The 12,953-nt window shown below is 31.3% G+C and carries 10 protein-coding genes and 1 tRNA gene; 2 read left to right on the forward strand and 9 right to left on the reverse strand.

Annotated elements, in window-relative coordinates:
- Positions 1–274 precede the first annotated feature (274 nt).
- Positions 275–1,012 carry a DUF2490 domain-containing protein gene (locus ACJ6WR_RS05715; protein WP_409417293.1) on the forward strand — a complete coding sequence of 246 codons (738 nt, stop codon included), beginning with the start codon at positions 275–277 and terminating at the stop codon, positions 1,010–1,012.
- Positions 1,013–1,201: 189 nt separating this feature from the next.
- On the opposite strand, the gene ACJ6WR_RS05720 is transcribed toward ACJ6WR_RS05715, so the two are convergent.
- The 4 genes from ACJ6WR_RS05720 to era form a co-directional block, all read right to left on the reverse strand.
- Positions 1,202–3,949 carry an outer membrane beta-barrel protein gene (locus tag ACJ6WR_RS05720; RefSeq protein WP_409417294.1) on the reverse strand — a complete coding sequence of 916 codons (2,748 nt, stop codon included), beginning with the start codon at positions 3,947–3,949 and terminating at the stop codon, positions 1,202–1,204.
- Between the two features lie 175 nt (positions 3,950–4,124).
- Positions 4,125–5,435, reverse strand: coding sequence for a ribosome biogenesis GTPase Der (gene der / locus ACJ6WR_RS05725; protein WP_039111450.1), 1,311 nt, complete (start codon positions 5,433–5,435; stop codon positions 4,125–4,127).
- 343 nt (positions 5,436–5,778) lie between these two features.
- On the reverse strand, positions 5,779–6,300 hold the full coding sequence (locus ACJ6WR_RS05730; RefSeq protein WP_409417295.1) for a DinB family protein: 522 nt from the start codon (positions 6,298–6,300) through the stop codon (positions 5,779–5,781).
- A gap of 67 nt (positions 6,301–6,367) precedes the next feature.
- Positions 6,368–7,249 carry a GTPase Era gene (gene era, locus ACJ6WR_RS05735; RefSeq protein ID WP_039111452.1) on the reverse strand — a complete coding sequence of 294 codons (882 nt, stop codon included), beginning with the start codon at positions 7,247–7,249 and terminating at the stop codon, positions 6,368–6,370.
- A gap of 117 nt (positions 7,250–7,366) precedes the next feature.
- Here era and ACJ6WR_RS05740 point away from each other — a divergent pair.
- Positions 7,367–7,439, forward strand: a tRNA-Met gene (locus ACJ6WR_RS05740).
- Positions 7,440–7,905: 466 nt separating this feature from the next.
- Here ACJ6WR_RS05740 and ACJ6WR_RS05745 read toward each other — a convergent pair.
- The 5 genes from ACJ6WR_RS05745 to ACJ6WR_RS05765 all read right to left on the reverse strand — a co-directional run bounded on the left by ACJ6WR_RS05745 (position 7,906) and on the right by ACJ6WR_RS05765 (position 12,949).
- A complete protein-coding gene (locus ACJ6WR_RS05745; RefSeq protein WP_409417296.1) occupies positions 7,906–8,817 on the reverse strand; it encodes a hypothetical protein in 912 nt (303 codons plus the stop codon).
- A 77-nt stretch (positions 8,818–8,894) separates the two neighbouring features.
- Complete coding sequence (locus ACJ6WR_RS05750) at positions 8,895–9,836, reverse strand: hypothetical protein (RefSeq protein ID WP_409417297.1); 942 nt, start codon at positions 9,834–9,836, stop codon at positions 8,895–8,897.
- 78 nt (positions 9,837–9,914) lie between these two features.
- On the reverse strand, positions 9,915–10,853 hold the full coding sequence (locus ACJ6WR_RS05755; RefSeq protein WP_409417298.1) for a hypothetical protein: 939 nt from the start codon (positions 10,851–10,853) through the stop codon (positions 9,915–9,917).
- A gap of 81 nt (positions 10,854–10,934) precedes the next feature.
- The gene (locus ACJ6WR_RS05760) at positions 10,935–11,843 is read right to left on the reverse strand and encodes a hypothetical protein (protein ID WP_409417299.1); all 909 of its coding nucleotides are present in this window, start codon (positions 11,841–11,843) and stop codon (positions 10,935–10,937) included.
- A 77-nt stretch (positions 11,844–11,920) separates the two neighbouring features.
- Positions 11,921–12,949: a hypothetical protein gene (locus tag ACJ6WR_RS05765; RefSeq protein WP_409417300.1), complete on the reverse strand. Its 1,029-nt coding sequence runs from the start codon at positions 12,947–12,949 to the stop codon at positions 11,921–11,923.
- Between the last annotated feature and the right edge of the window lie 4 nt (positions 12,950–12,953).

The raw sequence follows: 12,953 nt of genomic DNA on the forward strand, positions 1-12,953 counted from the left end.
TATCATAAATAATACAGATAAAGCGATTAAAAAACTTTGCGAACTTTGCGTAAATCTTTGCAAACTTTGCGGTTAATTTTTCTTGCCACAGATTAAAAGAATTAAAAGGATTTCTCCAAAATTATAAATTTTAAAAAATCAGTTTTTATCTGCGTTTTCGCCTAGCGAATCCGTATAATCCGCGTACCATTTATTTACAAATCACAAAATCGAAACAAAAGCCGATTTATAATCAACATCAATTGTATATATTCGCAGCCTGAATAACAGCTGAATGAAATCTTGCAGATTACTTTTTTTTCTCGTACTAACAAGTCAATTATTGGCAGGACAAACCAAAAAAAATATCGACCAGCAGACTCTTACCTGGATAAGATATTACAATATATTGCCGTTAAGCCAAAAGTGGTCCTTACATTCTGAAATTGATAATCGCAATTTTACCAATCCTATTCACGAAAACCTATGGGTTTTAAGAGTTCAAGGAAGATATCGAGCAAATAAACTTATTGATCTTGGTGGAGGTTTCGCTTATTTTAATGTCAATACCCAGAATACAGAAATTGATCCCAATTTTTCGATTCCAGAATACAGAGCACAACAAGATATTACACTTATAAACGACATTGCAAAAATCACTTTCCACAATCGTTTTCAGCTAGAAGAACGTTTTATTCACAAAGCCAACCAAGAAGAATTACTCGATGGCTACTCTTTTTCCTTTCGATTTCGGTACCGTTTACAATCTACATTTACCCTTTGGGAGAAAGAAAAACGCAGTTTAAAAGGAACCATTTCTGATGAAGTCTTATTCAATTTCGGAAAAGAAATCAAAAGAAATACTTTCGACCAAAATAGAATCTACCTCGCATTACGTTATCATTTCAATCCAAATGTTGGCTTAGAACTTGGCTACTTAAAAAACTTTCAAAGAAGAGCCAGCGGAGTAGATTTCTACGACAGAGATATTATCAGACTTACACTTTATCACAGAATTAATCGGAAAATATGAGAGCGTGAAGACTTGAGAATGTGAGATGAAAAGATGCAAGATGCAAGACGAAAAGATTTGGCTAAAGCCCTTTTCCTCTTAATCATTAATATCTCCAGCTAAAGCTGGAGTCAATTCAAACTTTAAGTTTTTCTAACTTTGTTTCTTTTAAACCTATAAAACCTTAGAACCTTTGTTGCTTCCTCCCTTTTACCCTTTTCTCTTAGATCCTTTTTTATCAGATGCAAAATTTCCAATTTTATACGATAGAGAAAACATTACATATCGTCTTAAAACAGTATTTTCTTCATCACGAATAGATGTCGCCGAAATAGTTCTTGTGGCGCTTTGGTTTTGGTTTAAAAGATCGTAAACTTTTACTTTTACAAACATTTTCTTATCCAATATTCCATAAGACAGACTCGTATTCCAAAGAAAGAAATCTTTCTTAAAATCACTCGAAATATTAGAGTTGTAAGTGTATCCAAAATCATTACCAAAAACTAAATTTTCAGGCCAATAAGTTGTTGCCTGCAAATTAATTTTATGAATCACGTTAGAGGTCGCATCTCTAGAATAGTTCTCATACGTTGTTTCGTTATAAGAAAAACTATATGATGGAGCAATAGTAAGCAACTCGCCATAATCGTATGATAAATATACTTTTGGCGTAATTGCAGTAGATTTAGCATTGTACAAAACAGCATTTGTATATCCTTTATCAAAAGAATAAGAACCATTTAATCCTAGACCATATCTTAAAACATGAGCATCTTTTTTTATAGACTGGTTCCAGTTACCTCCTGCATTAATAGCATAAGTTCCCGAAATATTAGTGTAAGTAGTCGTTCTTTTTCCGCTATCATCATAAATTGAGGTCGAAACAACATCGTTTTTATAATAATCTCCCCTTACAAACAAACTATAACCAGATCGTGTTCGGAAATCAAAATTCCTAAAATTAAAATTAGCACTATTTTTTTCAACAGGATTTAAATCTGGATTTCCTATTATAGTATTCAATGGATTACTCAAATTTAATACCGGTAATAACTGAGTCGAAGTAGGAAGCGCATTAGAATAATCATACTTAAACGATATGTTTTTTGACTTACTAAACTTGTATCTAATCTGGAAATCACCATAAGGCAAAGCATATTTTTTATTCAAATCAGTTTCTTTATTTAGGTATAAAGAGTGATTATCATAATCAACAATTGCTGTTCTGGAATTCACGTTTATGGTAAACTTATCTTTTTGCCAAGTAATACCAACTTTAGGGCTAACAGAATTTTGTTTGGAGGTTATATAATTCGTCAATGATAAATTTAAATCCGAATACGATTCTGTAGTTGGATCAAAATTGAATGTTTTTTCATCATTTACCGTATTAGCCAAGTCAAAATTTGATCCAAATCTTACCCTTAAGGAATCAGTTATAGGCTCTGTATATTCCAGATCTAACGAGTAAGTATCACTAACAGTATTCTTTTTAGTGTTTTGATTTCTCTGATCGTTAGGCTTACTGTCTTGATAAAAAATAGTTTCCGAAAGATTTAACGCGTCCGAATCATTACTTGTATTATTATTAATAAATACCAAACTTAGGTTACGATGCTTTCTCTCAAAATTTTTATTGAAGTTGATAACATTACTAAAGTTAGTATTGGTACTTTCTGAATAGGATTTCGAATTACTTTCGTTTAAAGATTCCCCGTTCCCATCTTCAGAAAAACTAAATGAATCTGAATTGTTATTAGAACGAGACTGGCTAAGTTTTGGCGAAACAAAAATTTGAGTAGTTGGGTTAATTTTATACTCTAACTCAAGATTTACGTTGTTTCCTGTATTTTCATTTCTTGTGTTCGAGTCTGAACTGGTTATAATATTTCCTGTAGGCAAAAAACTAGTTTGATCAGACTTACTTGCGTTTTTGTTAACCGTATTCAAGAAATCATAACTCGCCGTAGCTTCCAAATCTTTAGACCATTCATCAGAGTAATTAAAGCCCAGCAGGTTCGATTGTGTGATTCCTTTGCCACCACCAGAAGAATTATTACTTAATCCTTTACTATTTCTTCCTCCTCCCATATTATCAAACACATCATCCATAGAGAATCCCGTAGAATTAATATTATTAGAAGAAGCTAAAACACTAATCTTTTGTTTATTATTAAAAAAATTCATGATAAGGCTACTCTCATATCTATCGTCAGAGCCATAACCGCCAAGAATCTTCCCAAAGAAACCTTTATTTTTCTTTTCGTCTATAGTTAAGTTTATACTCGAATAATCCGAAGTCGATTCTTGTTTAGATAATTCTTCTTTTTTGGTTTTAAAATCAGAAACCTGAACCTTTTTTATAATATCAGCAGGCAAATTTTTCAAAGCAATCGCCCCATCTTTATCAAAAAAAGCTTTCCCATTTACCAAAAACTGAGTTACTTGTTTTCCGTTTACAGTCACCTTACCATCATTATCTACATCTACGCCTGGCAATTGCTTCAATAAAGCTTCTACATTCGAGTCTGGGCGCACTTTATACGAAGCTGCATTAAACTCTAGCGTATCTTTTTTCATTGTAATTGGCGCAGCTTCACTTTTTATAACCACATTATCTAAAGCATTTACATTCTCGAGTAAATACAACTTTCCATAATCCTTACTTGCCAGTAATCCTTTTTCCTCCTCATAATACGGCTGATATCCCATGTAATTTATCTTCATAAAAACAGGTTTATCGTATTTCTTGGTGTTTATGCTAAAAAAACCATTCTTATCCGTCGTTGCATATTCAATTATAGTCGAATCTTTAACTGTGGTAAAATAAACTGTAGCCAGTTCCAGAGGTAATTGCGTATTAATATCGATGACAGTTCCCTTTATAACAATGTCATTTTGAGCACTAGCTGTATAACCTAAAATAAAAAACAAAACGAAAGAGTATAATCTAAACATGAAAAGATTTTTTAATACTATAAGACCAAAAAAAAGGCCAAAGGTTTAACTATTTATCATCTATTTTCAAACTTTACAAACCAGCCTTGCAAACAAAGATAATCTGACAAAAGAAAACGCAGTAAACATACATTAATTGTATAAAAAAATCCCGATTTCTCGGGATTTCTGTTTATTATTTCTCTCTGATATAAATATCGATTGGTACTCCTGAAAAGTCCCAATTTTCTCTAATCTTATTTTCAAGATATCTTTTATATGGTTCCTTAACATATTGTGGCATGTTAGCAAAAAACACAAACTGAGGCGTAGGTGTTGGCAACTGCATACAATATTTAATTTTCACATATTTTCCTTTAGTCGCTGGTGGCGGGTAAGCTTCGATCACCTTCAACATAAATTCATTAAATTTAGATGTAGGTATTCTTTGTTGTCTATTTTCATAAACCTGAACCGTAGCTTCTAATGCTTTCAATAAACGTTGTTTCGTTAAAGCCGAAACGAACAAAATTGGCACATCAGTAAAAGGCATTAATTCTTTTTTGATCTTCTCTTCGTAATCACGAGTCGACATCGTATCTTTTTCAACCAAATCCCATTTGTTCACAAGGATTACAACACCTTTACGGTTTTTCTCAGCCAACCAGAAAATACTTTGATCCTGACCTTCAAATCCACGAGTTGCATCGATAACCAAGATACAAATATCAGCATGCTCAATTGCACGAACTGAACGCATTACTGAGTAAAACTCTAAATCTTCCTTCACTTTAGCCTTACGACGGATTCCCGCAGTATCAACCAAGTTAAATTCAAAACCAAAACGGTCAAATTTAGTATCAATTGCATCACGAGTTGTTCCCGCAATATCTGTTACCATAAAACGTTCTTTACCAATAAGTGCATTGATAAAACTAGATTTTCCAGCATTCGGACGTCCTACAACAGCAAAACGTGGTAAAACCACTTCTTCCTGAACTGGTTCTGGTTTTACAGGGAAAGATTCGATTAAAGCATCTAATAAATCTCCTGTTCCGCTTCCCGAAATACTAGCAAACGTATAATATTCACCTAAACCTAGATTATAAAACTCAATCGCATCTTTCTCTCGCATTGCGTTATCTACCTTATTTACAGCAAGTAAAACCGGTTTTGTAACTTTACGCAACAAACGAGCAACAATGTCATCCATTGGTGTAATCCCCTCTTCTACATCTACCACAAAAATAATAACATCAGCCTCATCAATAGCCAATTCTACTTGTTTGCGGATTTCTCCTTCAAATACGTCATCAGATCCGCGAACGTATCCGCCGGTATCAATAACCGAAAATTCTTTTCCGTTCCACTCGCTTTTACCATAGTTTCTATCACGGGTAACCCCAGATACTGAATCTACAATAGCTTCTCTTCTTTGTATCAGCCTATTAAAAAGGGTTGATTTCCCTACATTAGGTCTTCCTACTATCGCAACAATGTTATTCATTTTTTTGAATTTTAGATCTTGAATTTCAAATTTTAGATTTTTAGTTACCCAAAAACCTAATCACTTGTAATCCAAAATGCTTTATTTTAATTTTTTGCAAAGGTAGTCTTTTTTAGTTTGCAGTTATCAGTTTTAAATATTCAGTAAAAAAACTGCTAAAACTGTGACTCTAAACTAAAAACTGACTACTTTTTTCAGGAGCTCTTTCCTGCTATCCGCTTCAAACGAAGTTCACTGAACTCCGCTTTTAAATATACATAAAGTGAAGTAATCTTTTGTTCCGCTAAAGGAGCGTCACAAAAGGATTTTCACTACTATCAGGGCTAGACTTTCGATTAAACAATTAACCAATCAGTGGTAAATATTTTTCTTCAATAAAATCCAAATGATGAATTTGATGACCAATTATATTAAATCCCATTGCTAGTACAGACATTCTATGCTTCCAGTTAATTCCTGTTTTTAACAAATCCTCTGCATCAAAACTCTTAAATAATGCCGCTGTCGCTCGTCTTACTGCAATTAACTCATCAATGATTTCAGTTATCGATTTAGAATTTGCTTTAGATTTTCTTGCCATTTCATCTTCATCAAAACTTATAACAAAATCCTTTTCATCTCTGGCAAATCTCAAAGAACCTGAACATAATAATCTTTCGATATCAGTAATATGCTGGATAATTTCATTAACTGTCCATTTACCTTCCTGATATGTTTTTCCTTTTAATGCTATAAAAGTCGAAATATCCAACAATTGTAATTGTTCTATACTTTTCTCAAAAGCTTCCTCTAGTCCTATATCCTCAACAAGATTAATATACCTATCAAAGTATTCTGGCATAGGATTAATATCCGATTTTATCATCAACTTTAGATTATACGTTTAAAACGATTCCCGATTAAACAGTTAAACGATTAACCAAATCAAACATTTATTGGTTATACCCAAAACGTTTTAGCATATTAGCATTACTTCTCCAGTTTTTATTCACTTTTACATAAAGCTCAATATGAATTTGTTTCCCGAAGAATTTCTCTAAATCAGCACGAGCTTCCATTCCCACTTTTTTCAAAGCAGCACCTTTATGCCCAATGATAATTCCTTTTTGCGTATCGCGTTCCACCATAATCAAAGAACGAATACGGATGATATTCTCATCTTCAAAAAATTCTTCGGTTACAATTTCTACTGCGTATGGGATTTCTTTACTATAATTCAATAAGATTTTCTCACGGATAGTTTCGTTTACAAAGAAACGTTCCGGTTTATCTGTCAATTGATCTTTTGGGTAATACGCTGGCGATTCAGGTAATAATTCGATGATTCTACCAAAAACCTCAGGCACATTAAAGTTTTGCAAAGCCGAAATTGGGAAAATCTCAGCATTAGGAACTTTAGCGGTCCAGAATGCTACTTGCTCCTCTAATTGTTCCTGATTCGAATTATCGATTTTATTCAATAACAATAGAACTGGGATTTTGGCATGTATGATTTTATTAAAGAAAGCTTCGTCTTTTAGCTCCTGCTCCCCTATCTCTACCATATAAACCAGGATATCAGCATCTTCAAAAGCCGATTTTACAAAGTTCATCATCGATTCCTGCATTTCGTATGCTGGTTTGATAATTCCTGGAGTATCAGATAAGATCAACTGAAAATCCTCTCCATTTACGATTCCTAGGATTCTATGACGTGTAGTTTGTGCTTTAGATGTTATTATAGACAATCGTTCTCCAACGAAGGCATTCATTAGTGTTGATTTTCCAACGTTTGGATTTCCGATAATGTTTACGAAACCTGCTTTATGTGACATTTGTGTACTATTTATTCTGCAAAGGTAGTCATATCAAGTCAATACAGAAAATAAAACATTTTTTAAAGTTTTTGTTGAAATATCCAATAATTGGTTATACCTTTGCACCCGAAACAACGCGGGATAGAGCAGTAGGCAGCTCGTCGGGCTCATAACCCGAAGGTCACAGGTTCGAGTCCTGTTCCCGCTACTAAGACAAAAAGCTTCAGAGAAATCTGGAGCTTTTTTTTATTACAAAATCTAAACTATCAGGCTCATATCCGCCGCGGCGGACACAGGTTCGAGTCCTGTTCCCGCTACTAAGACAAAAAGCTTCAGAGAAATCTGGAGCTTTTTTTTATTACAAAATCTAAGCTATCAGGCTCATATCCGCCGCCGCGGACAAAGGTTCGAGTCCTGCTCACGCTACTAAGATAAAAGCTTCAGATTTCTCTGAAGCTTTTTTTATTTTCCCCCTCTTTGTCAACATCTCGTTGCGTTCACGAACGGGATGCTCACGCCAGCAGGGGATTTAACTTTTATTTAATCAAAGGTTCATAATCATATTTTTTTATGTTACTTGATATATGATAATCTTTCTTCAGTAGTCATTTTCTTTTTTTTCTTGAGAGCTACAACTCACAAGAAAAAAAACATAACTTATTTCTAATTTTCATCTAACGTATAATTTCTAATTCTTTTGAGCCTTTGGGAATGTGGAGATATAAATCTAATGAGACTATCTTTTTGTTTCCTTCTTTATCTATTTTTTCGTGCAAAAAGAACGATTTCCCCTTATTCTCGACATCATTTCTTTCAATACTAATTATTTTATTATTACCGTAAAGTGCCATTTTGTATTTATTTAGGGGGATAAAATTATTTGTAAATTTATCTTTATTCATATTCATGGCATTTTGATATTTTTTTATAACATCTGGTTTTAAATACTCCGATTGATACCATTCAATATCGGCATTTAAATATTGCGTTTTGACATAGTCAAAATCTTCTTCTTTATATTTGTAAACCAAAGTCTCACAGAATTTTAATACTTTTTCATGTAAAGCTTCTTGATTCATTTTGCTGAGATCTTCACTTTCTGACCAACCTTTAAGTTCATACGGTATGTTTGCTATAAAGCTAAAATCTTTAACTAATATATTTTGCTGGCTGTAATCAATAGGTTTGCTATGATCAAAACTCCCATTATTATCTATTTTATACTTAGGAAGTTCGTAGTTCATAACTATTTTAGGTTCTTCTAAATTACCATTTTTATCCCATGCCGTTTTTTCAATTTCAAAGCTGAGTTTTGGATTACTACTAAAAAAAAGGTTTGGTGTATATTTGTCTTTATAAGAAGGATATATTTTTATTTGTAATTGTTGTGTACCACTTTTAAGAAGGGCATAATTAATAGGAAGCCATATAGTTCCAGCACCATTGTTGAATTTCTTCGCAACAGGCAAATCATTAATTGTTACTTCGTAATTAAGCGTTGTTTCTATTTTTATCCTATATATTGGCTGATAATCAAAGTATTTTATTTTATCTGCTATAAAAGATATTCTTTGTTCTGTATTCATTGTTTTATCTATTTTTTGTTGTGAATTACAATTCATAACAAAAAATAGAAAACACAGAGATATCCATCTTAGATTTATCATTTTGCTTCTCCCTTTAAGAAGTTTTTATCGATCATACTATATCGAATTATTTCAAAATCTTTTGCGCCTTTAGGTCTATGTAAAAAAATGTCAAAAACTAGTACGTAATTAAAAGCCCCTTTTTTATAACGATATCTTAAAATTCCTTCATTTTTATCCCATGATTTAACTCCTCTAATACTTACAATTTTGCCATTACCGTAAAATTCAAGCTTACCGCTATCTATAGGTTCAAAAGTTTTTCCTTTCGCAACGAAATCAATCCATTTATTACTTTTTGATTTTGCACTTTCAATTGTGAAGTAATTACTTTGAAAATAATTAAATTCAGCTTTTGTGATACTATTGAGGTAAAAATCACTGTTTCCGTCTTCAATACTGCTTCTAAATTCATTATAAAAAGCTAATACTTTCTTTTTTAGATCTAGGGTATCTGTTTTTGTTAAATCTTCGCTATCTTCCCAACTATATATACTATAAGGCACCTTAGCTATAAAATCTAATTCTGTCGTAAATTCTTTTAATTTACTATAATCGATAGGTTTACTGTAATCTTCCTCATTATTCACATCACGTTGATATTGTGGTAGTTCATAATTCATAATAAGTTTAGGCTCTTCCAAACTTCCATTTTCCCAGGCTGTTTGTTCTACTTTTAATTTAAATTTGATTCCATTCATTAAATATTCATTTGGAGTAACTTGCCCTTCGCCAAAAGGAATATGAGGATAAATTTTTACTTTTAGTTTTTGTGAACCACTTTTAAGTATGAATGAATTATCAAAAGTTCCAAAAACATTCATAACATTGTTGTGTTTTGTTAGAATCAAAACATCATTAGCCCAAATGTCATAATTATATAAAGTTTCAACTTGTAACTGATAAATGGGCTCATAATCATACTTTTTTATATGTGCTAATAAAGAATTTTCTTTCATGGTATTCTTTTTTTCTTGTGAGTTACAACTCACAAGAAAAAAAAGAAAGAAAAAACATAACTTATTTATAATTTTCATTTAACGTATAATTTCTAGTTCCTTAGAACCTTTAGGTATGTGCAAAAAGAGATCTATGAAAATTTGACGTTTCATTCCATTTTGATCAACGTCTTCATACCCAAAAGCAGAGTTTCCTTTATCAGGTCCTAATGATTGAACGAGTCTTACGATTTTATTATCACAATCAAATTCTATTTTAGCATCTTTTAAAGAAAACATCTTCTGTTCGTACAATGTTGTATTAGCTTTTGTTGTAGATATTGATTTACCTTTACGACCTTCTTTGGATTGATATTTTTTAATAATCTCTTTTGAAAAATATTCTGATTGATACCATTCAGTATCTGCATTTAAATAAAGCGTATTTAAATAATCATAGTTTTTTACTTTAAAAGCATCAATGGCTCTATAATAAAAATTAGAAACTTTATCCATTAAAACCTCTTTGTCCATTTTGCTGAGATCTTCACTTTCAGACCATCCTTTTAGCTCGTAAGGAATTTTGGCTATAAAACTGAAATCTTTAATTACTTGGTTTTGTTTGCTATAATCAATCGGTTTTTCATAATCAGGTTCTCCATGATTATCGATTTTATATTTAGGGAGTTCATAATTTATAATAATTTTAGGTTCTTCCAAACTTCCATTTTTCCAAGCGGTCTGTTCCATTTTCAGAAAAAATGAATCATTGTTTGTTAAGTAAGCATTCTGAATATTTTGTGAATTGTAACCAGGATGTATCTTAATTTCTAAATTTTGAGACCCACTTTTTAATAAGGCTGCATTAATATTAAATCTTATTGTACCTGGTAAAAAATGATTGTGTGTATAAACAGGAAATCCATTAATTAAAATTTCAAAATTGTTTAAAGTTTCAATTTCTATTTGATATAAAGGTTCATAATCATATTTTTTTATTTTGCTTGTTATATGTGATATTCTTTCGTCAGTATTCATCGTGTTTTCTTTTTTTTCTTGTGAGTTGCAACTCACAAGAAAAAAAAGAAAGAAAAAACATAACTTATTTATAATTTTCATTTAACGTATAATTTCTAGTTCTTTTGAGCCTTTGGGAATGTGTAAAAATAAATTATTCCATTCAACAACTTTTGCTCCAGAATTATTTACAAACTGATATGAAAACATTGAATTTCCTTTATTGTGTCCTGATAAACTTTCTAAAGCTATTACTGTATTATTGCAGTAATAAGATAATTTATAATTTTTCAATGGAAGCATCTCTAAACTATTAAAGCTGTTTTGATATAATGCTTTTTGATATTTAGTTCTAACACTTTCAGAAAAATATTGTGATTGATACCATTCTGTATCAGCCTTAAGATAAAGAGTATTAAAATAATCAAAATCCTTATCTCTAAAAGCATCAATCGTTTTATGGTAATACTGTAATACATTTTGCAGTAAAACTTCTTTGTCTATTTTGCTTAGGTCTTCACTTTCTGACCATCCTTTTAATTCATAAGGTACTTTCGCTGCAAATGTAAATTCTTTAATGAATTGATTTTGTTTACTGTAATCGATAGGTTGTTCGTAATTAGGTTCATCATTATTATTTGTTTTATATTTTGGCAGTTCGTATTTTAAAATCGTTTCGGGTTTTTCTAAATTCCCATTTTTACTCCAAGATGTTTGCTCTATTTCCAAAGAAAAGAAATCTTTATTTGTTAGATATTCATTTTGAATATTTTGAGAATTGTAAGTGGGATATATTTTTATTTTTAAAGTTTGAATACCACTTTTTAGAATAGCGGAATTAATATTAAAGCCTATTTTTCCGCTCATTTTATCAAAATAAGTATATACAGGAAAATCATTTACTAGTATCTGATAGCAATTTTGTGTTTTAACTTTTATTTGATACAAGGGTTCATAATCATATTTTTTTATTTTATCTGCTATAAAAGATATTCTTTGTTCAGTATTCATTGTGTTATCTATTTTTTGTTGCGAATTACAATTCACAACAAAAAATAGAAATAGAAAAAATGACATATTCAAATTTCTCACCTTGCTTCTCTTTTAAAAAAGTTTTTATCTAACATATTGTACCAAACAATTTCAAAATCTTTAGCACCTTTTGGTTTATGTAAAAGAATATCGAAAACAAGTACATAGTTCATCCCATTTTTGGTGTAGCGATATCGTAAGACTCCTTCATTTTTATCCCATGGATTTATCCCTCTAATACTTACAATTTTGCCATTACCACTAAATTGTAATTTGCCATTTTCTATAGGTTCAAAAACTTTTCCTTTTGAGGCAAAATCAATCCATTTGTTACTTTTCTTTTTCGCTTCCTCTAAACTGGGATAGTAGCATTGAAACATTCTATACTCTGCTTTTGAGATATAATCAATATAGGTATCACTATTGCCGTTTTCGAAAGCCGCTCTAAAATTTTGATAAAAATTCAATACTTTTTCTTTAAGCTCTAGCGTATCTATTTTGGTTAGGTCTTCACTATTTTCCCAACCCTCAAGTTCATAGGGTACTTTTGCAACAAATGTAAACTCTCGAGTAAGTTCTTTTTCTTTACTATAATCAATGGGGTTGTTATAATCTTCTTCACCATTATTGTCATTTTCATATTGAGGGAGTTTGTAGGTTAAAACCTCCTTAGGTTCTTCTAGACCTCCACCGCCTTTTAACCACGATGATTGTTCAACTTTAAGTGTAAATTCTACTCCGTTTTTTAAATATTCTTTTTGTGGCAAAGGCTTACTTCCTTCGCTTACAAAAGGTGTATATGGATAAATTTTTATTTTTACGTGTTGCGTACCAGATTTTAAAATAGTTGGAGTTGCAATAGTGCTAAAATAAGTCATGTCATTGCTACGTTTACTTAATATAAGGATATCATTGATCCAAACATCATAATTGTACAATGTTTCTACATCTAGATCGTAAATAGGTTCGTAAGGATATCTTTTTAAATTATTTAATAAAGGATTTTCAGTCATAGTGTTTTTTTCTTGCGAGTTGCAACTTAGTAAGTTGATGCTTAGCAAGATTGTTATAAAAAAAATCTTCATTTCT

The organism is Flavobacterium sp. PS2, from assembly GCF_046250155.1.
Taxonomy (GTDB): domain Bacteria; phylum Bacteroidota; class Bacteroidia; order Flavobacteriales; family Flavobacteriaceae; genus Flavobacterium.